The organism is Candidatus Accumulibacter necessarius, assembly GCF_036625085.1.
This window is the reverse complement of the sequence record NZ_JAZKUM010000014.1, coordinates 1-20,755: the sequence shown is the minus strand read 5'-3', so window position 1 is coordinate 20,755 and position 20,755 is coordinate 1. Positions and strand designations below refer to the sequence as shown.

Below are 20,755 nucleotides of genomic sequence, written 5' to 3'. Positions count from 1 at the left end.
GGGGATCTCTAAGCAGCGGCGAGGAAATCAAGAATCAGTTTCGTCAGGCGCGACACCAGCTCGTTGGCTTCGTCGGTGCTGAAGGTCAGCGGTGGCAGCAGCCGCACGACCTTGTCGGCGGTGACATTGATCAGCAGACCGACGTCAAGGCCGCGCGTCACCAGTTCGGCGCACGGCCGATCAAGCTCAATGCCGATCATCAGGCCCTGACCGCGGATGTCGACAATGCCCCGGCAGCCTGCCAGTCCCTGCGCCAGACCCTCACGGATCAGCCGCCCCACGACTACAGCACGGTCGATCAGGCCATCCTGCTCGATGACGGTAATGGTCGTCAGGGCCGCCGTCGTTGCCAGTTGATTGCCACCGAAGGTCGAACCGTGATTGCCGGGCCCGAACAGCCCCTTCGCCTGCCCCGCTGTCAGACAGGCGCCGATCGGCACGCCGCCGCCAAGCCCCTTGGCCAGTGTCACCACGTCCGGGCGAATGCCGGCGTGCTGGAAGGCAAACCAACTGCCCGTCCGGCCCATGCCGCACTGTACCTCGTCGCAGATCAACAGCCAGCCCCGATCGTCGCACAGCGCCCTCAGACCCCTTTGAAAATCGACCTCGGCGGTGTTGATGCCGCCCTCGCCCTGGACGATCTCCAGCATGACCGCGACGATGTTCTTGTTGTACCTGGCAATCGCCCTGATCGCATTGAGATCGTTGTAGGGAACGCGCAAAAAGCCCGATACCAGCGGCTCGAAACCGGCCTGTGCCTTGCGATTGCCGGTCGCCGAAAGTGTCGCCATGGTACGGCCGTGGAAAGCCTTTTCCATGACGATCGTCGCCGGGATGTCAACTCCCTGTTGGTGGCCAAAAAGGCGTGCCAGCTTGATCGCTGCTTCGTTGGCTTCACAGCCGGAGTTGCAGAAGAAGACCTCGTCCATTCCTGACAGCGCCGCCAGCTTGTCAGCCAGTTGTTCCTGCTGCGGAATCCGGTAGAGGTTCGATGAATGCAGCAGGCGACCGGCCTGCGCCGCGATGGCCGCAACCAGCTGCGGGTGGTTGTGTCCGAGAGTGGAGACGGCAATCCCCGACAGGGCGTCGAGATAGACCTTCCCGTCGGTATCGGTCACCCAACTGCCATCGCCATGGCTGAAGGCGACCGGCAAGCGGGCATAGGTATTCATCAGGTGAGACATGGACCACCTATTGCGGAGGCTTTGAAACTGAAACGGCGGCTTGCGCCGCCGGATAACGATACACGCACTCGGACCCGATCAGTACGCCCCGACAGCCTTCAGAAGCTCTGGCGTGGCGGATGACAAGGCAAAGATTCTACGGGAAAAAAAAACTGCTGTATAGAAAAGGAGGCGGCTTTGCCAATGGTCAGGCCTGTCCGTTGCCGACTGCGCGCCCCTTGAGCAGAAACACCCGCATCGGCCCCTTGCCCTTGATCTGGATCTCGCCACGATCCTCGCAAACGAATTCGGGCGGCAACAGCGCTCGCGTGGCCTCGCTGATCTGAATCTGGCCGGACAGCCCCTGTGATTCCATACGCGCCGCTGTATTGACGGTGTCACCCCACAGGTCGTAGATATAGCGCTTCTTGCCAATTACGCCCGCGACGACGGCGCCCGAGCTGATGCCGATACGAATGTCCAGTCCCGGAAAGTCCCTTATCGCCGTTTGCATCCGGAGTGCCAGTTCGGCCGCTGCCGCCGCGTGGTCTGCGCGAGGCTCCGGAATGCCGGCTGCAACCATGTAGGCATCACCAATGGTTTTGATCTTTTCCAGACCACTTTGCCCGGTGAGATCGTCGAAACGCGAGAAAATCGCGTCCAGCAGGTTGACCACATTGGGTACCGACTCCGACAGGGACGTATAGCCAACGATATCGGCAAAAAGCACGCTACAGGCGCCGAAGGCATCGGCGAAGGTGTGTCCTTCACGTCTCAGGCGCTGGCAGACGGTCGGTGGCAACATGTTCTCCAGGAGTTGTTCCAGCCGGACGTTGGCAGCGGCGAGCTGTTTCTCGGCTTCCGCGAAATCAGTTACGAAGCGCCGGGCCACGAGCATCAGGGAAGCAAAGTTGGCGAAGAAAAGGAGCCAGCGCCCGTTGCGCTGCCCGGCCAGGTCGTAGGGAAGACCATAGGGCGGCAGTGTGACCAAGCCAAGTTCGACGGTCACGAAGACTGCCAGGCAGATCCCCACATACGCCCGCCGCCCGCGGGCACTGTGCTCGAAAAACAGCAGGTATGCGCCGACGGTGAGCGGCAGCAGGTGGTAGTGGCTCATACTGCTGAATGGGCCCGAGACGCCCTCCAGTACGACCAGGCCGACCACAACCGGGATCACCAGGCAGAAATACGAGTGACCGGCAAGCCCGAGCCGGCCGCGGGAGAGGCAGAAGCACACCCAGGCCATGCCGCCGATCGAGACTCCCTGCAATACCAGCGTCGGCCAGTCGCCGCGCAGGAGGGCAACGGTGCTCCACGCGAGGGCATAGGCAAGCAGAAAGCCGACCCCGCTGCGTAACAGGCGCTCGGCCCGGTGGCGGCGGTAGCGGCGAAATTCGATATCGCTGTAGACGACATCGTCCGCATTCGTGCTCTCGGTCACTCGCCCCTCTCCATTTTCCGGCTATACGGCAAGCAGTACGCCATCGACCTCTTTCAGGGCGCCGACCCGGATCAGGTCTCTCGCCAGCCACTGCGCGAGTTCCTCGTTGCTGTGGTTGAGGTAGCGCGCATTGACGCTCTGGCAGAAGCTGAGTTTGGCAAGGAACGCTGGCAGGTCGGCGCGAGGCAATTGTCTCCTTTCGAGGAGGGCAAAAACGAGAATGACCTTCAGCGCATGGCGGGCTAGCAACTCGACATCCTGCTCGAAGTTGGCAAGGCGCTGATAGGCGCGCGCGAAGGCATCTTCGACCTCGACGAAGGGCGCGCCGTGGCCCGGAATCACCACGTCAATCGGCAGGCGAGCCAGCAGATCGAGCGTTTCGCGCGCTGCCCTGAGGCCGCCGGCATCTTCGGGGTGGCCAAGGAGTTCCGAAAAAACGACGCCGAAACCATTGCGCCAGAGGGCGTCGCCGGAAATCAGCAGGCGTCGCTCGGGGTTGTGGAAGGCGAGTGCGTCCATGTCGTGGCCGGGCACTGCGAACGTACGCCAGTTTAGGCCGCCGAGCTCGAGTTCGTCGCCGGCGGCGATCGTTGCATCATGACGAAAGCGGGTCGCCGACTGGCCGAGCGGCGAGAGCAGCAAGGCTTCTTCGTCCCATTCGGCAATGGTTGCGTCGATGCCCTGAGGAACAATGACCTGACAGCCAAAGGCCTCGCTGATCGCCGCGTTGCCGCCGATATGGTCGGAATGTGAGTGGGTGTTGAGCAGCCGGGTCAGACGACGGCCGGACAGCGCATGTTGGAGCAGGGCGACCGTCTGGGCGGCGTGGGTGACGTAGCCGCTGTCGATTAGCACTGCCTGTTCGCCTTCGAGGAAGACGATATTGTTCGACGATAGCCAGCCCCGTTCAAGAACCAGCAGGCTGTCGGGAAGCATCAGACTTTTCCCGGCGGGTCGGTGTCAGGCAACTCCCCGAAGATCCGCATCGGGCGCAGCTCTTCAACGACGATTCCCTGCGTGACCGGCGACACCGGTAGTGGCGGGCGACCACAGCCGAGGCAATAACCGGAATCCGGGTCGGGCATGCAGATGCCGACGCAAAGGTACTCTTCCTCAGGCGCGCTCATGGTCAGCGCTCGCAGTCGCCAGAGAATTCGCCGCCAGATGCGCAGCCGAGCGGATCGTGCTCGGCCCGGCGACGCTCGACGGCCAGCAGAACCTTCAGACGCTGGTCATTTGAAGCGCGGCTCCAGACGGCAATCTCTTCGATCGTCCGGAAGCAACCCAGACACAGGCCGGTGCCGGCATCCATCCGGCAGACATTGATGCACGGCGAGGCCACCTCTTGCGTCACGACAGATACTCCAGATCAACCATTATCAGCGGGCACCTTGCCCGGACAGCAGCGCCCGTGCCACTTTCGAAGCCGGCTCGCGGCCCAGATGACGTGAGATGAACTGGCCAGCGGCAAGCAGCTTGTCCATCTCGATCCCGCATTCGATCGCCAGGCCCTGCAGCAGAAAGAGCACGTCTTCGGTGGCCACGTTGCCGGAGGCTCCGGCGGCATAAGGACAGCCGCCAAGTCCGGCGACCGAGCTGTCAAATACTGCCATGCCGAGTTCGAGTGAGGCGTAGATATTGGCGATCGCCATCCCGTAAGTGTCATGGTAATGCCCGGCGAGCTGCCCGATCGGTACGACCGCCGCGCAAGCCTCGATCATCCGCTGGATCGAGGCCGGGGTACCGGCGCCGATGGTATCGCCGAGAGAGATCTCGTAGCAACCCATTTCGAGCAGTCGCTGCGCAACCCATGCCGTTCTGGCGGGATCAACGGCGCCTTCGTAGGGACAGGCAACGACGCACGAAACGTAGCCGCGTACCTTGATCTCCAGGGCGCTGGCCGCATCGACCACGGCAGCGAAGCGCTTCAGACTCTCCGCGATGCTGCAGTTGATGTTCTTCTGCGAAAAGGCTTCCGAGGCCGCAGCAAAAATGGCGACTTCCTGCGCGCCGGCTTCGATGGCCGCATCGAAACCCTTGAGGTTGGGGGTCAGCACCGGGTAGGACACTGCTGGCCGACGCGGCGGACCCGCCAGTACGGCTCGCAGCACCTCGGCGTTGTCGGCCATCTGCGGCACCCACTTGGGGGCGACGAAGGAAGTCACCTCAATTGTCGACAGCCCGGCGTCGGCAAGACGTTCGACCAGTTCGATCTTGATCGCCGCCGGAACGATCTGCGGTTCGTTCTGGAGGCCATCGCGCGGCCCGACCTCGACCAGCTTGACCCGCTTCGGCAGCATCATTGCGTCACTTCGAAGTCGACCAGCTCGGCACCATCGGCGACCTGATCGCCGGCCGCGTAGCGGAAGGCCTTGACGCGGCCGTTCTTCGGCGCGGTAATCGTATGTTCCATCTTCATCGCCTCGAGAATCAGCAGCGGCGCTCCCTTGTCCACCTGCTGGCCGGCCGCGGCCAGCAAGACAATGACCTTGCCCGGCATCGGTGCGGTCAGGCCGCCGCCATGCGCACCGCCGGCTTCGACGAGATGCAGCGGATCGTCGCGCAGGATGACGTAGTTCGTGCCATTGAGAAAGACGTGGCGTTTCTGCTCCTGCTTCTCGGTGACCGCAATGACGCTCGCCACCAGGCGGCGATCATCGAGTTCAACCGCCAGTTGGCCGGCGAACTGGCCACTGTCGAGAAACCGGCCGCGCGCCAGGACCGACTCGCTGCCCAGCGTCAAACGCCAGCCATCGGCCTCATAGGCGACGATGACTTCATGCCGGGCATCACCACTCCGGTAGGTGAGCGTGCGCCTCGGCTGGATATTCAGCCGCCATCCGTCGTGCAGGCTCCAGGGCGACCAGGGGTCGCCCGAGTGACTGGCACGAGCCAGGGCTGCCTCATGTTCGCGCAGCAATCCGGCAACTGCGGCGACGAAAAAAACGCTGCTTGGTGGCTCACTGCGGGCCGGGAAGAGAAAGTCCCGGCTGCGCTCGATCAGGCCGGTGTCGAGATCGGCATTGGCGAAAGCCGGGCAGGCTACCAGGCGCGAGAGGAAGTCGATATTGGTGTTTACGCCGACGATGCGGTAGTCGGCCAGCGCCTGCCGCATGCGCGCCAGCGCGGCAGGGCGGTCGACGTCCCAGACGATCAGCTTGGCAATCATCGGGTCGTAGTACGGCGTGATTTCGTCGCCCTGTTCGATTCCCGTATCGACGCGAACGTTGAGACTCTCTGCCGGCCGCGCGAGGTGCAACAGGCGACCGGTCGACGGCAGGAACTCCTGGTCAGGGTTCTCGGCATAGATCCGTGCCTCGAGTGCATGGCCGCGAATGTCGAGCTGATCCTGTCGCAGTGGCAGCAATTCGCCGCAGGCGACGCGCAACTGCCATTCGACCAGATCCTGTCCCGTGATCATCTCGGTCACCGGATGTTCGACCTGCAGGCGGGTGTTCATCTCCATGAAGTAGAAGTTGCCGTCCTGAGCGAAGCTGTCGCTGGCGATGAACTCGACCGTTCCCGCGCCGACATAGCCGACCGCTTTCGCAGCCTCTACGGCAGCCTGGCCCATCGCTGCCCGCCGAGCCGGCGTCATGCCCGGCGCCGGTGCCTCTTCAAGCACTTTCTGATGGCGGCGCTGCACCGAGCAGTCGCGTTCGAAGAGATGCACGCAATTGCCCTGCGTGTCGGCGAAGATCTGGATCTCGATATGGCGCGAACGGCTGAGGTATTTCTCGATCAGCACCTGATCGGAGCCGAATGACGAGATCGCCTCGCGTTGGCACGAGGCCAGCCCGGCGGCGAAATCGTCGCTTTTCTCGACCAGGCGCATGCCCTTGCCGCCACCGCCGGCGGCCGCCTTGATCAGCACCGGATAGCCGATGGCGTCGGCCTGCCGCTGCAGGAAAGCCGGTTGCTGATCGTCCCCATGGTAACCCGGTGTCAGCGGGACACCGGCAGCGGCCATCAGCGTCTTGGCCGCGGATTTCGAACCCATGGCGCGGATCGCTGTGGCCGGCGGACCGATGAATACGATTCCGGCGGCCGCGCAGGCGTCGGCGAAACGGTCGTTTTCGGAGAGAAAGCCGTAGCCGGGATGGACGGCCTGCGCGCCGGTCCGGCAGGCGGCATCGAGAAGCCGGTCAGCGACCAGATAGGACTCGCGGGCGGCAGCCGGACCGATACACACGGCTTCGTCGGCGAGGCGCACGTGGCGCGCGTTGGCATCGGCCTCGGAGTAAACGGCAACGGTGCGGATGCCCATACGGCGTGCCGTCCGGATAACGCGACAGGCGATCTCGCCGCGGTTGGCAATCAGAATCTTGGCAAACATCGAGCACCCTTTCAGCTTTGCAGCGCCAGTTTACAGTGCTGGAAGCGTCCCCGGTTTAGCCCGGCAGGTCGTCCACAGCAGCCCGCCGAATATCGACGAGCCGGGTTCTTTTTCCGGGTAGTCAGCATTTCAGTCGGCTATCCAGTTGGGCTGCCGCTTGTCGAGAAAGGCCGCCAGACCTTCCCTGCCTTCGGGGCTGGCACGCACCCGTGTGATACGCTGCGCCGTCTCGGCAATCGTTTCCTCGTCGATCGGCTGGCCAGCAACGATGCGAATCAGCGTCTTGCACTCGGCCTGAGCCTGCGGGCCGTTGGCCAGCAGGCTGTCGAGGATCTCCGCAATCGCTTCGTCGAGCTGTTCCTCGCCCGGGACAAGCTCGTGCAGCAGACCGATCCGGTAGGCCTCCGCGGCGGAGAATCGCTCGGCGGTCAGCATGTAGCGACGGCTATAGCGTTCGCCGATGGCCGCCAGGACATAGGGACTGATTACCGCCGGCACGATTCCCAGTTTGACCTCACTGAGCGAAAAAACTGCGTCATAGGTGCCGACAGCGATGTCGCAAGCCGCGATCAGGCCGACGCCGCCACCGTAAGCCGGCCCCTGCACGCGGGCAATCGTCGGTTTCGAGAGTTCATTGAGCGTCGACATCAGCTCGGCGAGCCGGTTGGCATCGCGCAGATTCTCCTCCTGCGAATACCCGGCTGCGCGCTTCATCCAGTTCAGGTCGGCTCCGGCGCAAAAGCTCTTGCCGGTGGAAGACAGCACGACCGCGCGAACGCGGGTGTCCAGCTCGAGCTCGCGCAGCCCCTCGGTGATTTCGGCGATCAGCTGCTCGTCGAAGGCATTGTGACGCGGCGCCTTGTTCAGCGTCAGGATACCGACGTTGCCGTCAACTTCGGTCAATATCGCTTGATACTCACTCATCAAGGCCCCTCACATCCGGAAAATGCCGAACCGGGTCGCTTCGGCGTCGGCGTTCAGCGCCGCCGACAAGCCCAGACCGACCACCCGCCGGGTGTCGGCGGGATCGATGATACCGTCGTCCCAGAGGCGGGCACTGGCGTAGTAGGGGTGACCCTGCTGCTCGTACTGGTCGCGAATCGGAGCCTTGAACGCTTCTTCGTCGTCGGCGCTCCAGGCCTTGCCGGCCGCTTCGAGTCCGTCGCGCCGAACCGTCGCCAGCACGTTCGCCGCCTGCTCGCCGCCCATCACCGAGATGCGCGCATTTGGCCACATCCAGAGGAAACGCGGCGAGTAAGCGCGGCCGCACATGCCGTAGTTGCCGGCGCCGAAGGAGCCGCCAATGACCACCGTGAACTTAGGTACCCTGGCGCAGGCGACGGCAGTCACCATCTTGGCGCCGTCGCGGGCAATGCCGCCGTTTTCGTACTTGCGCCCGACCATGAAGCCGGTGATGTTCTGCAGGAAGAGCAGCGGGATGCCACGCTGCGCACAGAGCTCGATGAAGTGCGCCGCCTTCAGCGAAGACTCGGAGAAAAGGATGCCGTTGTTGGCGACAATTCCCAGCGGGTAGCCCCAGAGTCGGGCGAAGCCGCAGATGATCGTCGTCCCGTAACGTGCCTTGAATTCGTCGAAATCCGATCCATCGACGATCCGGGCGACGATCTCGCGCACGTCGAAGGGCTTCTTGGCATCGGTCGGAATCACGCCATACAGTTCTTCGGCCGGGTAGAGCGGAGCGTGCGGTTCGCCCAGACTGAGCGGCGGCTGCTTGCGCCAGTTGAGGTGGCCGACGATTCGCCGGGCAATCGCCAGCGCGTGTGCGTCGTTTTCAGCATAGTGATCGGCGACGCCGGAAATCCGCGTATGTACGTCGGCGCCGCCGAGGTCTTCGGCGCTTACCACCTCACCGGTCGCCGCCTTGACCAACGGCGGCCCGCCGAGAAAGATGGTACCCTGGTTCTTGACAATGATCGATTCGTCGGACATCGCCGGCACGTACGCACCGCCCGCCGTGCACGAACCCATCACGACGGCAATCTGCGGAATTCCTGCCGCCGACAGGTTGGCCTGATTGTAGAAGATGCGTCCGAAATGCTCCTTGTCGGGGAAGACCTCGTCCTGCATCGGCAGGAAGGCACCACCCGAATCGACCAGATAGATGCACGGCAGACGGTTCTCGCCGGCAAGTTCCTGTGCCCGCAGGTGCTTCTTGACCGTCAGCGGGTAATAGGTGCCGCCTTTCACCGTCGCATCGTTGGCAACGATCATGCACTCGACGCCGTTCACGCGGCCGATGCCGGTGATCAGCGACGCTGCCGGGACCTCGAAGGGGTGTGTCTCGCCATACATGCCATAGGCGGCCAGTTGCGACAGTTCGAGGAAGGGCGAGCCAGGGTCGATCAGCGCATTGACCCGCTCGCGCGGCAGCAGCTTGCCGCGTGCCAGGTGCTTCTGACGTGCAGATTCGGGGCCGCCCAGAGCGATCGTCGCCACCGTCGCGCGCAGGTCAGCGACGACCTTTTCCATCGCCACAACGTTGGCCTTGAAGTCGTTGCTGCGTGCGTTGAGCTGGGTTTGCAGGATCGGCATCAAAAACCTCCAGAGGCCAGCCAGCGCTCGATCTGCGGCAAGCGGTCGGCCCCAAAGAACGGTTCGCCGTCGACGATGATGTACGGCGAACCGAAAACGCCCTTGGCGAGTGCAGCTTCGCATTCTCCTTTCAGTCGATCCTTGAGCGCCTGGCCCGTGAGCGCTTCCAGGAGTGTATCGCGGTCGGCACCCTGCCGTGCCGCAAGTTCAAGCACCACGTCGAGGTCGGAGATGTCGCGCCCATTGCGGTACAGGGCGCGAAACACGCGATGGACGAAAGCACGAGCCGTCTCGCAGTCCTGATCGTGCAACCAGTAGTAGGCGCGGGCAGCGTGCTGGGTGGCAAGCGGGAAGGTCTCGGGGTGCGTGTACGGCACATCGAGGAAGCGCGCCGAACGCCGGAAATCGTGCAGCGAGTACTCGCCCTTGAGCGGCAGCGTGGTCAGTGGCGCGCCGCCGGTCTGCTTGAAAATGACGCCGAGCAGGATCGGCCGCCATCTGACCTTGCGGTTGTGGCGCGCGGCAAGGTCTTCGATTTTCTCCGATGCAAGGTAGCCATAGGGGGACGAGAAGTCAAAGTAGAATTCGATTGGCTGAGGCATGGTCTTGCTCCTCAAGAGTTTGCAAGTGCCCGTGGTGACGTCTCACTGGCAGCGAGAGTGCCAATGTCCATCGGCAGGCATTCGCGGCATGGTGAAAGCCTATGATCAGTTGGGCGTTTACTCGATGGACTCGAGATCTAGGCACGGAAAATGTCACATGGAAGGAGTCGGGTCTCCGTTTTTGGCCAAGCTAGGGTCGAAAGACAATAGAGAAAGTTTGGTCCCTCTTGCGTGACCAATAGTCATTGGGTAAGCGGGTTACGAGGCAACAGGAAAGACCTGATGTCTCCCGCTCTCCCTCTTCGCAGTAACAGCAGCAAGTCTAGCGGGTTTAAGTCCCGTCCGGGGGGTTGTCCGTATGCCCGGGTGGCATGAGGAAGCGGCGCTGTGGCGACACGGGATTGTGAGTTTCTCAGCAGCAAGAGACAGGCACTGAGCGGGCGCGATTCCGATGAGTTGTCAGGAACTCCTGGAACCAATCGGGAGATTGACGCCCTTGATAGGGCTCAGATGCTGACCACGGTGGGTGACCGTGGTGTGGTTGGATTCACCGCTCTTCCGGCAAGCTGCGGGGTTTGTATGTTCACTGAATGTTGCCCAGCGTATCAGCCGAGAAACAGCCGGACCCGCCTTCCGGGCAGATGATCTGATAAGTCCTGCGCTGGTCGCAGCCGCTGACGCCGACGGTGTACAAGCCACGCTCAGGCCCACCGAAAACCAGGGGCTGCATCAGCTCCTGGCTGAGCACCGAGGCTTGGGCCGTCGGGCACTGCAGGTCGAAGCGTCCGCGCGCCAGAGCAGATTCGACGGCCTCGCCTTGCATTCCTTGGAGAATCTGTTGCTGGCTGGCGCATCCGGCGAGAGTCATGAGGGCAACGAGGGCAAACGAGGAAATGGTGGGTCTCTTCATGGTCGGGGCTCCCTTGGTTTTTCTGAACGGCTGTGGCTGCGGTGTTGTGACCCGGCTTAACGAGCCTCTGGCGAAACTTGCACCCCGCAGGGCTGACTTTTTTGCGGCCAGAGCCGAACGCAGAGGATGTGGGCGGCCACCTCTAGCATCAGACGGTTACTGAGACCAACATCATAACACTCGTCAACGGAATACTACCCAACCTCAGCCGATCATGCAACGGTGGCACATGGTTCAGCACGAGTTGCTGCCCGAGCTGACGGCGCAAGTAGGTCCGCGGACGCCAAAGCTCGAGAAGCTCAGGCACATGCAGGAGTCGGGGGCGTATCGAGGAATTCACGGCGGTTTCGTGGTGTGGTGTAGAGCGTCCGCCCTTTGAACGGGCGTATCTGGGAGATCAACTGATCGGGCATCTCCCTCGCGACGGCACAGCCATCGAAGCCCGCTAACGCCAGTCCCGGAAGGAAGCACCCGCCGCGGAAGGGGCCGTCACGGCACACCAGCCCGTCCTGTGCCCACGGCAGGGATCCCCGCCGAGACGAGTGTGCCTGAAGCGCCCGGTCCGCAAAGCGTCAGCTGCCAGCGCAGGGACGCTGACTTCCGGGCGAAGAACGCTCCGGTCACGCTAGTCGCCAGCTACGGCACGGCCGATCACCAGGCGCTGGATGTCGTTGGCGCCCTCGTAAATCTGGCAGACGCGGACGTCGCGATAGATCCGCTCGACCGGGAAGTCGCTGACATAACCATAGCCGCCGAGGATCTGGATCGCGTCGGAACAGACTTTCTCGGCCATTTCCGAGGCGAACATCTTGGCCATCGACGCTTCCTTGAGACAGGGCTTACCGGCATCCTTGAAGGTCGCGGCGCGCCAGACCAGCAGGCGGGCGGCATCGATCTGGGTGGCCATGTCGGCGAGGCGGAAGCTGACTGCCTGATGTTCGATGATCGGCTTGCCGAAGGTCTCGCGCTCCTTGGCGTACTGTACCGCTGCTTCGAAAGCCGCTCGCGCCATGCCCACTGACTGGGCGGCGATGCCGATGCGGCCCGCTTCAAGATTTGACAGGGCGATGCGGTAGCCGTCGCCTTCCTTGCCGAGCAGGCACGAGGCAGGGATGCGGCAGTTCTCGAACAGAATCTGCGCCGTGTCGGATGCGCGCTGGCCCATCTTTTCCTCGATACGCGCGACGATGTAGCCGGGGGTGTCGGTCGGCACCAGGAAGCACGAGATACCTTTCTTGCCGGCAGCTTTGTCGGTGACGGCGAAGACGATCGCCACCTGCGCATACTTGCCGGTGGTGATGAACTGCTTGACGCCGTTGAGGACAAAGAAATCGCCGTCGTGGTCGGCACGGGTGGTGATCGCGGCCGCATCGGAGCCCGTATGTGGCTCGGTCAGGCAGAAGCAGCCGAGCATCTCGCCGCGCGCCAGTGGCTTCAGCCAGGTTTCCTTCTGCTCGTCGCTGCCATACTTCATGGTGATGCCGCAGGCCAGCGAGTTCTGCACGCTGACGATGGTCGAGGTGGCGCCGTCACCGGCGGCGATCTCTTCGATCACCAGCACCAGCGACATGTAATCCATGCCGGCGCCTCCCCACTGTTCGGGGACGACCATGCCGAGCGCGCCGAGTTCGCCGAGTTCGCGCAGGGCCTCAGCCGGGAAGATGTGGTGGCGGTCCCATTCGGCGGCGAAGGGCGCCAGGCGTTCCTGCGCGAAGTCGCGCAGCGAGTCGCGGATCATTTCCTGTTCCTGTGTGAGGATCATGCGATTTTCTCCTTGCTGATGACGCCGGCCGCGAGGCGTGCGCCGGCGTGATTGGTAATGATGACTCCCGCGATGACCAGCGCTCCACCGGCGAGAACAGCGATGCCGAGACGCTCGTCGAGCAGCAGAGCGCCGAGGATGACGGCGCTCACCGGGACCAGATTGATAAACGCCGCCGAACGCGTAGCGCCAATGCGCTGCACGGCTTCGGCGTACCACGTGAAAGCAAGTGCCGTACCGAAGAGTCCGAGGAAGATGATCGCGCTCCAGCCACGCCAGGTGGTTGCCGTCAGCGAAAACAGCGAACCCTGGAGCAGCGCGGCGATGGTGAGCATCAGCCAGCCGGTCAAGCTGGCGCCAAAGGTCATTGCCAGCGGCGACAGCGAGCGCGTGCCGCGCCGGCCGATGAAAGTATAGACCGCCCATAGCACACTGCAGCCGATGATCAGCCACTCGCCAAAGCCGACCTGGCCGGAAAGCAGCAAGCGGGGATCGCCGTTGGTGACCACCAGCAGGCAACCAAACATCGCGAAGGCAATACCGGCTGCTTTGGCGGGCGACATTGGCGCGCCGAAGAGCAGCCAATCGCCGGCCGCGACCACCGCTGGCGTCAGGGCGACCACCAGCGCGCCGCGGCCGGCTTCGATCATCGTCAGTCCATAGAGGAAACACAGGTTGTAGAGAAAGATGCCGCTGGCGCCCAGGGCGGTAAGCGTCAGCCATTCCTTCGGCGACCAGCGCGGCCAGCCTTCATGGATCGTCACCAGCGTGCCGAGAACCAGTGCGGCGAGCAGGAATCGCCAACTGGCGACTGCCAGTGGCGATGCTTCGCTGACCGCGATACGGCCGGCAATCCACGTCGCCCCCCAGACCAGAGCCGTGGCGACGAGCTTGAAGTAGGTTGCCGGTGATGCCGCCAGCCGGTCGGATCCCGTTCTCAAAAGGCCGCCGCGAGCATGGTATTGGCGGGAGGGCCAGCGCTGAAACAGCGGACAAGCAGCGAATCATGCATCTCAAGCTCCTTCGGGAAACGACGCTCAGATCTGCAGCGCTTCGAGGGCAGCGACATAGTTCGGCAGCAGGTCGACGTCGCGGTGGACCGTGAAGCCGAGGTCACGCATCAGGCCGTCCCGCAAGCCGTAGATCCAGCCGTGCACGGTGACCGGCTGGCCGCGCTGCCAGGCGTCCTGAACAACAAAGGTCTGGCAGACATTGGCCACCTGTTCGAGGACATTGAGTTCACAGAGGCGATCGTGCTGCCGTTCGGCCGGTAAGGCTTCGACCAGTGCCAGATGCTTGTCATGCACGTCGCGTACGTGTCGCAACCAGATGTCGACCAGTCCTGCACGGTCACGGTTGAGCGCCGCTTTGACACCGCCGCAACCGTAATGGCCGACCACCATGACGTGTTTGACCTTGAGAACGTCGACGGCGAACTGGATCACCGACAAGCAGTTGAGATCGGTGTGAACAACGACATTGGCGACGTTGCGGTGGACGAACAGCTCCCCCGGCAGCAGACCGACGATCTCGTTCGCCGGCACGCGCGAATCGGAGCAGCCGATCCACAGGTATTGCGGTGTTTGCAGGCGCGACAGCTTGAGGAAGTACTCCGAATCCATCTCCTGCATGCGACTCGACCAGGCGCGGTTGAAGTCGAACAGGTGGAAAAGGTTCTCGTTGGCGACTTCCTCCTCCGACCAGTTTTCAAGATCAAGGGTAAGAAACATCGTGCCTTCGAGCGGCGTCTGATAGTAGGCTGGCGTTTCCTTGAAGCCCATCTCGCGATAGAGCTTGACGGCCACACGCATTGCCGGCAGCGTGTCGAGCAGCAGCTTGCGGTAGCCGATTTCCTTGGCGGCCCGGATTGCTGCCAGCGTCAGATCACGGCCGACCCCGAAGCCGCGCTGGCTCGGCTCGACGTACAGCCGCTTCATTTCGCACAGTCCGGCGGAGAAGGGCCGGATGCCGACGCAGCCAGCCGGCCGTCCGTCGCGCTCGGCGTAGAAGAGGCGGCCATCAGGCTTTCCATAGGCGCCCGGCAGCGAGGCCATTTCCTCTTCGAAGTTCTGAAAACACAGGTCAACGCCAAGCCATGCCGCATAGTTGCGGAAGAACTGGCGGACATCCTCGAGGGCGGTGGTATCTTCGGGGGTGAGAGCGCGCAAGGTGTTGAGCATGAATTTTCAGATCAGAAAGGGTGGCAGATCGCAGCTGCGGTAGGGTTGTGGGTGGCGGCAGGCAGGTTGCCCGCGCCTTGCGTTGCAGTCGCGGTTGTCCTACAGCGTTTCGCTGAACAGTTCGCGACCGATCAGCATGCGGCGGATTTCGGAGGTGCCGGCGCCGATCTCGTAGAGTTTCGCGTCGCGCCAAAGGCGACCGGCTGGATACTCGTTGATGTAGCCGTTACCGCCGAGCGTCTGGATCGCCTCGCCGGCCATCCAGGTCGCCTTTTCGGCGGCGTAAAGGATCGCCCCGGCGGCGTCCTTGCGCGTTGTTTCGCCGCGATCGCAGGCCTGGCCGACGGCATAGACGTAGGCCCGGCTGACGTTGAACGTGGTGTACATGTCGGCGAGCTTGCCCTGCATCAGCTGAAATTCGCCGATCGACTGGCCAAACTGCTGGCGGTCATGCAGGTAGGGCAGTACCAGATCCATGGCGGCGGCCATGATCCCCAGCGGACCACCGGCGAGCACCGCGCGTTCGTAATCGAGGCCGCTCATCAACACTCGGACGCCGCCGTTGAGTTGGCCGAGGACGTTTTCCTCGGGCACTTCACAGTCGTCGAAGAACAGCGGGTAGGTGTTCGAGCCGCGCATGCCCAGTTTGTCGAGCTTGGATCCGCAGGAGAAACCTTTCGTTCCCTTCTCGACGATGAAGGCGGTGATCCCTCGCGGGCCGGCTGCGAGGTCGGTCTTGGCGTAGACCACCAGCGTGTCAGCGTCGCCACCATTGGTGATCCACATCTTGCCACCGTTGAGGACGAAGCGGTCGCCCTTGCGCTCGGCATGCAGCTTCATGCTCACCACGTCCGAGCCGGCGTTGGCTTCCGACATTGCGAGTGCCCCGATATGTTCGCCCGAGATCAGCTTCGGCAGATACCTGTTTTTCTGCGCGGCGCTGCCGTTGCGCCGAATTTGGTTGACGCACAGGTTGGAGTGAGCGCCGTACGAGAGGGCGACGCTTGCCGAAGCGCGGGAGATTTCCTCCATGGCGACAATATGCGCCAGATAACCCAGCCCGATCCCGCCGTATTCCTCTTCGGCGGTGATACCCAGCAGACCCATGCGGCCCAGCTTGATCCACAGGTCGGCCGGAAAAAGATTGTCGCGATCAATAGCTTCGGCACGTGGCGCTATCTCGTCAGCCGCAAAGGCCTGAATACTTGCACGCAACATGTCGATGGTTTCGCCATGGGCGAAATTGAGGCTCGGGTATTCCATGTCTCTCGTTCCTTGATCAGTGTTTGGCGGCGTGTTCCTTTTTGCCGTGCGCGGTGATGATCGTCTGTTGCATCAGCGCGCACTGGGTCTTCCGACCGTGACTGACGGCAAAGACCTCTGCTCGAGTGACGATCAGGGTTCGTCCGTAGCGGACCACCGACCCCTCGGCGATCAGCAACTGCCCCTCGGCCGGTGCCAGCAGGTTGAGTTTGTACTCGACGGTCAACACGCCAGCTTCGGCTGCGGTCAGGGTGCTGGCTGCGTAGCCGGCTGCCGAATCGGCAATCATGCCGACCACGCCGCCATGAATGTAGCCGTGTTGCTGGGTGATTTCCGGCTTGTGCGGCAGGTGGATCTCGGTGTAGCCAGGCTCGACTACCGCCATGCTGGCACCAATCAGGGTCATTGCCTGCTGTTGCGCGAAGCTGGCGCGGATGCGTTCAGCGAAGTGAGGGTCCTGGGCTTTGTACATGGACGTCATTCCAACTGTTGAAGGTAGCGGCCAGCTGCTCCACCACGGGACTGTTCCGGATTGGATCACGTGTAGAATGGTACGCGCTCGAGGCCGCTGCCGGCCCGCCTGCTGGCTCGCCAGTTTATAGATTCCGGAGCTTTTTACAATCCGCCACCAGATGTCGCCTGATTACCCGTTTGCCACCCCACCCGCTGCCGGTGAAACCTTCGAGGTCTCTCCAGGCGTACACTGGTTGCGGATGCCGCTACCGTTCGCGCTCGACCATATCAATCTCTGGCTGCTCGAAGAGGATGCAGGGTGGACGATCGTCGACACTGGCTTCGCGCTCGAAGCCGTTCAGGCGTGTTGGCAGACAATTCTCGGTCGCCTGGCAGCGACCACCCGTGGTGGGCGGATCAGGCGCATCATCGTCACCCATTTTCACCCGGATCACGTCGGCCTTGCCGCTTGGTTGCAGGAGCGGACCGGAGCGCCGGTACTGATGACGCTCGGCGAGTACCTGACTGCGCATGCGGTCTGGAATGAAGTTGCCGGCCACGGCAATCAGCCGATGCTGCGCCAGTTCCGCGCACATGGCCTCGATGCCGAGCGTTGCGCCGCGCTTGAACGCCGTAGCGGCGCCTATAACCGCGGCGTGCCGAGCCTGCCAAGCCAGTACCAGCGCCTTTTTTCCGGCGACGAACTCGCGATTGGCAGGCATCGCTGGCAGGTACGCGTCGGCTTCGGCCACTCGCCGGAACATGCAGCACTCTACAGCGCGGAACTTGGCGTGCTGATTTCCGGTGACATGCTGCTGCCGAAGATCTCGACCAATGTCAGCGTCTTTGCCGTCACGCCGCTGGCCGATTCACTGGCGGACTACTTGCAGTCGATCGACCGCTATCGCGAACTGCCCGCTGCAACGCTCGTGCTGCCCTCGCACGGACTGCCTTTCTACGGCATCGAGAAGCGGGTAGATGCCCTGCACGCACACCACGAAGAGCGCTTGCTGGTCCTTGAGGAGCACTGTGGCAGCCCGCGCAGCGCTGCCGAACTGCTGATGACCCTGTTTCCGAGGGATCTCGACACCCACCAGACGATGTTCGCCATGGGTGAAGCGATCGCTCATCTGAATCGACTCGAACACGCCGGACGCCTGCTGCGCATCGAAGACAGCAGCGGGCGGGTCCGTTTTGTCAGGAAGCAGGACGACAGAGGCGTGCTCAGCCAGTCAGGCGGTCGCTGAGCCGGCTGCCAGCTTCTATCCTTTGCCGCCGGCGCTAGATAACGGATGCCGATTGCTTGGCGTAGAATGGTCGCATCATGAGTTCGAGCCTACTTCCGGATTACGCAGGCGGCAGCATCGTCAATCTGATGCAGAGCATCGCCACTGCCTGTGGCGGTAAATATCGTCAATACCCTCAGCTCGCCACGGCAACTGCAGCGTCACTGGCCAGAGCCCGGCATATCGTTCTCCTGCTGATCGATGGCTTGGGTCTGCGCACGTTGGCCAGACACGCTGCTGTCAGCCCGCACCTGCAACGTCACCTGCTTGGCAGCATGACTTCAGTGTTTCCATCGACCACCGCCAGTGCTGTCACCACTGTGATGACCGGTCTTGCACCGGCGCAACACGGGCTCACCGGCTGGCATATGTACATGGCCGAGATCGACGAGACTCTGGCCGTCCTGCCCTTGACTCCCCGCCTGGGACTACCCAGTCTGCTTCCGGACGAACTGCCGCCGCGTCTGTTTGACCATCCGTCCCTGTTTCAAACACTGGATCGAGAATCCTGGGTGGTGGCGCCGCAAAGCATTGCCGGCAGCGCCTTCAATTCCTGGCACTCGCGCGGCGCGCAGACAACCGCCTACAGCTCGCTGCCTGAAATGTTTTCCTGTCTCGCCGGTCTGCTGCAAGAGACCGCCAGGTCGCGCTACGTCTATGCCTACTATCCGGATCTCGACAGTTATTCACACCATTATGGAACAGACAGCCGCCAAGCCCAGCAGACGCTCGCCGCCTTCGACGCCTTGTTCGGCGACTTGCTGCGCCAGCTGCGAGGCAGCAACACCTGGGTGCTGGTCACCGCTGATCATGGCTTCGTTGATTCACCGCCGCGTCGGGTCATCAGTCTTGACGACCATCCGCAACTCGCCGCCTTGCTTCTCCGTCCCCTTTGCGGCGAGCGCCGGGTTGCCTATTGCTACGTCGCGCAGGAGAATCGGCCAGCTTTCGAAGCCTATGTGCGCCGTCATCTCGCCCGCGCAGCTCACCTGTACGACAGCGACAGGCTGATCGCCGCTGGCTGGTTTGGCCCGCGGCCCTACCATCCACGCCTGGCATCCAGAGTCGGCGACTACACTCTGGTGATGAAGGATAACTGGACAATCAAGGACTGGCTGCCTGGAGAGCGGCGTTTTTCGATGCTAGGCGTACATGGCGGGATCAGCGCCAGCGAAATGCGCGTCCCGCTGGTCGGGCTGCTCATTTGACAAGCTGCAGGGTCGGCTGGCGCCGCACTCAGGATTCATTTCATCAGGAGTCTCCAATGGCTACCGACAAGACCGCAAGAACCGATCGTTTGATCGCCGACGCCGTTCGCAGTCGCCTTGGCCGCGAGGCGGGCTATCGCGAACAGGCACTGAAAATCTACCCGTGGATCTGTGGTCGCTGCTCGCGTGAGTTCACCCAGCAGAACCTGCGCGAACTCACCGTCCATCACAGGAACCACAATCACGATGACAATCCCGGCGATGGCAGCAACTGGGAACTCTTGTGCCTTTACTGCCACGATAACGAACACGCCAGGCAACTTGACGCAGAAGCTGCACGCCTGGCCGGAATCAACTCCCTTGGCTCGCAGACCAGGGCTCCGGCAACAGCCCAGCCCTTTGCGAATCTCAAGGACCTGTTGAAACGCAACTGAAAGGGCATCGGGAACCAACACCCAATGAGTAACGACTTCAGCTTCCGTATTCTGCAAGATATCGCCCGTGACCTGTCCGGCGATGTCGTTTCTTTTCCGACTTTCCTCGACATCACCTTCCAGGTGCGAACGGCGCTCAAGAACCCCAGTCTGACGATCGAACAATTGGGGCGGCTGGTCAGCGCCGAGCCATTGATGAGCAGCAAGATCATCCGACTGGCCAACTCGGTGGCGATGAACTCCTCGGGACGAACGATCGTCGACGTCAGTAGCGCGATTGCTCGGGTGGGAATGGATGCTGTGCGTACCGTTTCCTTTGCCGTCGCCATGGAGCAACTCCTCAACTCCAAGAAAATGGCGCCCTTCGAAGCCTTGTCGCGGCGATTATGGGAACATACGGTGCACGTCGCTGCCCTCTCGCGTGTCCTGGCTCGACGGGTGAGTCGGGTCAACCCGGACGAAGCGATGTTCGTCGGGCTGGTGCATGATATCGGTGTTTTTTACCTGCTCTCGCGGGCGACGAATTTTCCTGAAATGGTCGCCGATCCGCTGGCGCTGCAGCAGTTGCTGGTGCAGTGGCATGACAGTATCGGACACGCGCTGCTGGCGGCCATGGGGTTGCCCGAAGAAGTGCTGCTGGTCGTGCAGGAGCACGAACAGGAGCGGACGATCGAGACGCTGAAAACGCTGTCTGACGTCCTGTTCGTTGCCAACCGGTTGGCCAACGTTGAGCATGGGTGGAGAGACCCCGCGCTGGGCGAGCTGACTGACCCTAGCCTGCTCGGGCAGTTGTTTGATGCCGAGGCGCTCAGCACCCTTCTTGCAGAGTCGGCAGAGGACGTTGCCTCGCTAAAAAGCGCACTCGCCACTTGATCTGGCGTCAATTCTTCTTCCGCCGGTATTTCAACGACCCTTCGCCACATCCTTGAGCCGGAGGCGGAGCCCGTTGGCCGTTTGTTTCCAGAGCGGCGCTGGCTGGTGAGTGAAGGTCTGGTTCCGGGAATTCCCTTGTCGGATAGCTGCTACAGACGCCTGATCTTGTCGAGCAGCGCCGTTGTCGATGTCTGGTGAATAAACGGCAGGGACAGCACGCGGCCACCCCAAGCGTTGACCTCCCGGTTGCCGACGATTTGGTCGACCGGCCAGTCGCCACCCTTGACGAGA

20 protein-coding genes and 1 pseudogene are annotated in these 20,755 nt (G+C 62.5%); 4 read left to right on the top strand and 17 right to left on the bottom strand.

Going from position 1 to position 20,755, the window contains the following annotated elements:
- Nucleotides 1-8: 8 nt before the first annotated feature.
- The 16 genes from V5B44_RS24785 to V5B44_RS24705 all read right to left on the bottom strand — a co-directional run bounded on the left by V5B44_RS24785 (nt 9) and on the right by V5B44_RS24705 (nt 16,682).
- Nucleotides 9-1,184 (bottom strand): aspartate aminotransferase family protein, encoded by a 1,176-nt coding sequence (locus V5B44_RS24785; RefSeq protein ID WP_332361831.1) that lies wholly within the window; start codon nt 1,182-1,184, stop codon nt 9-11.
- A 187-nt stretch (nt 1,185-1,371) separates the two neighbouring features.
- Nucleotides 1,372-2,604 carry an adenylate/guanylate cyclase domain-containing protein gene (locus tag V5B44_RS24780; RefSeq protein WP_332361829.1) on the bottom strand — a complete coding sequence of 411 codons (1,233 nt, stop codon included), beginning with the start codon at nt 2,602-2,604 and terminating at the stop codon, nt 1,372-1,374.
- Between the two features lie 21 nt (nt 2,605-2,625).
- Nucleotides 2,626-3,540, bottom strand: a complete 915-nt coding sequence (locus tag V5B44_RS24775) for an MBL fold metallo-hydrolase (RefSeq protein WP_332361827.1) — start codon at nt 3,538-3,540, stop codon at nt 2,626-2,628.
- Nucleotides 3,540-3,731, bottom strand: coding sequence for a hypothetical protein (locus tag V5B44_RS24770; RefSeq protein ID WP_332361825.1), 192 nt, complete (start codon nt 3,729-3,731; stop codon nt 3,540-3,542). Before V5B44_RS24770 ends, V5B44_RS24775 begins: the two co-directional genes overlap by 1 nt.
- Before the next feature lie 2 nt (nt 3,732-3,733).
- Complete coding sequence (locus V5B44_RS24765) at nt 3,734-3,958, bottom strand: DUF1289 domain-containing protein (RefSeq protein WP_434735528.1); 225 nt, start codon at nt 3,956-3,958, stop codon at nt 3,734-3,736.
- A 25-nt stretch (nt 3,959-3,983) separates the two neighbouring features.
- Nucleotides 3,984-4,907, bottom strand: coding sequence for a hydroxymethylglutaryl-CoA lyase (locus V5B44_RS24760; protein WP_332361822.1), 924 nt, complete (start codon nt 4,905-4,907; stop codon nt 3,984-3,986).
- A complete protein-coding gene (locus tag V5B44_RS24755) occupies nt 4,904-6,940 on the bottom strand; it encodes an acetyl/propionyl/methylcrotonyl-CoA carboxylase subunit alpha (RefSeq protein WP_332361820.1) in 2,037 nt (678 codons plus the stop codon). Before V5B44_RS24755 ends, V5B44_RS24760 begins: the two co-directional genes overlap by 4 nt.
- A 129-nt stretch (nt 6,941-7,069) precedes the next feature.
- Nucleotides 7,070-7,864 (bottom strand): enoyl-CoA hydratase/isomerase family protein, encoded by a 795-nt coding sequence (locus V5B44_RS24750; RefSeq protein ID WP_332361818.1) that lies wholly within the window; start codon nt 7,862-7,864, stop codon nt 7,070-7,072.
- A gap of 9 nt (nt 7,865-7,873) precedes the next feature.
- Nucleotides 7,874-9,493 carry a carboxyl transferase domain-containing protein gene (locus V5B44_RS24745; RefSeq protein WP_332361815.1) on the bottom strand — a complete coding sequence of 540 codons (1,620 nt, stop codon included), beginning with the start codon at nt 9,491-9,493 and terminating at the stop codon, nt 7,874-7,876.
- Nucleotides 9,493-10,095, bottom strand: a complete 603-nt coding sequence (locus V5B44_RS24740; RefSeq protein WP_332361813.1) for a 2-hydroxychromene-2-carboxylate isomerase — start codon at nt 10,093-10,095, stop codon at nt 9,493-9,495. The genes V5B44_RS24745 and V5B44_RS24740 overlap by 1 nt, the downstream gene beginning before the upstream one ends.
- Nucleotides 10,096-10,678: 583 nt before the next feature.
- Nucleotides 10,679-11,005 (bottom strand): hypothetical protein, encoded by a 327-nt coding sequence (locus V5B44_RS24735; protein ID WP_332361811.1) that lies wholly within the window; start codon nt 11,003-11,005, stop codon nt 10,679-10,681.
- Nucleotides 11,006-11,630: 625 nt separating this feature from the next.
- Nucleotides 11,631-12,767, bottom strand: coding sequence for an acyl-CoA dehydrogenase (locus V5B44_RS24725; RefSeq protein ID WP_332361809.1), 1,137 nt, complete (start codon nt 12,765-12,767; stop codon nt 11,631-11,633).
- Complete coding sequence (locus V5B44_RS24720; protein WP_332361806.1) at nt 12,764-13,708, bottom strand: DMT family transporter; 945 nt, start codon at nt 13,706-13,708, stop codon at nt 12,764-12,766. Before V5B44_RS24720 ends, V5B44_RS24725 begins: the two co-directional genes overlap by 4 nt.
- A 96-nt stretch (nt 13,709-13,804) precedes the next feature.
- Nucleotides 13,805-14,947, bottom strand: a complete 1,143-nt coding sequence (can, locus tag V5B44_RS24715) for a carbonate dehydratase (RefSeq protein ID WP_332361804.1) — start codon at nt 14,945-14,947, stop codon at nt 13,805-13,807.
- A 99-nt stretch (nt 14,948-15,046) separates the two neighbouring features.
- Nucleotides 15,047-16,210, bottom strand: coding sequence for an isovaleryl-CoA dehydrogenase (locus V5B44_RS24710; protein WP_332361802.1), 1,164 nt, complete (start codon nt 16,208-16,210; stop codon nt 15,047-15,049).
- Between the two features lie 16 nt (nt 16,211-16,226).
- Nucleotides 16,227-16,682, bottom strand: a complete 456-nt coding sequence (locus V5B44_RS24705) for a PaaI family thioesterase (protein WP_332361800.1) — start codon at nt 16,680-16,682, stop codon at nt 16,227-16,229.
- A gap of 160 nt (nt 16,683-16,842) precedes the next feature.
- On the opposite strand from V5B44_RS24705, the gene V5B44_RS24700 reads away from it, so the two are divergent.
- The 4 genes from V5B44_RS24700 to V5B44_RS24685 all read left to right on the top strand — a co-directional run bounded on the left by V5B44_RS24700 (nt 16,843) and on the right by V5B44_RS24685 (nt 20,464).
- The gene (locus V5B44_RS24700; RefSeq protein WP_332361798.1) at nt 16,843-17,910 is read left to right on the top strand and encodes an MBL fold metallo-hydrolase; all 1,068 of its coding nucleotides are present in this window, start codon (nt 16,843-16,845) and stop codon (nt 17,908-17,910) included.
- A gap of 77 nt (nt 17,911-17,987) precedes the next feature.
- A complete protein-coding gene (locus V5B44_RS24695; protein ID WP_332361796.1) occupies nt 17,988-19,157 on the top strand; it encodes an alkaline phosphatase family protein in 1,170 nt (389 codons plus the stop codon).
- Between the two features lie 56 nt (nt 19,158-19,213).
- Nucleotides 19,214-19,591 (top strand): YajD family HNH nuclease, encoded by a 378-nt coding sequence (locus V5B44_RS24690; protein WP_332361794.1) that lies wholly within the window; start codon nt 19,214-19,216, stop codon nt 19,589-19,591.
- 24 nt (nt 19,592-19,615) lie between these two features.
- Nucleotides 19,616-20,464, top strand: coding sequence for an HDOD domain-containing protein (locus V5B44_RS24685; RefSeq protein ID WP_332361793.1), 849 nt, complete (start codon nt 19,616-19,618; stop codon nt 20,462-20,464).
- Between the two features lie 149 nt (nt 20,465-20,613).
- Here V5B44_RS24685 and V5B44_RS24680 read toward each other — a convergent pair.
- Nucleotides 20,614-20,755 (bottom strand): annotated as a pseudogene (locus V5B44_RS24680) (D-glycero-beta-D-manno-heptose 1-phosphate adenylyltransferase); the annotation flags it as partial.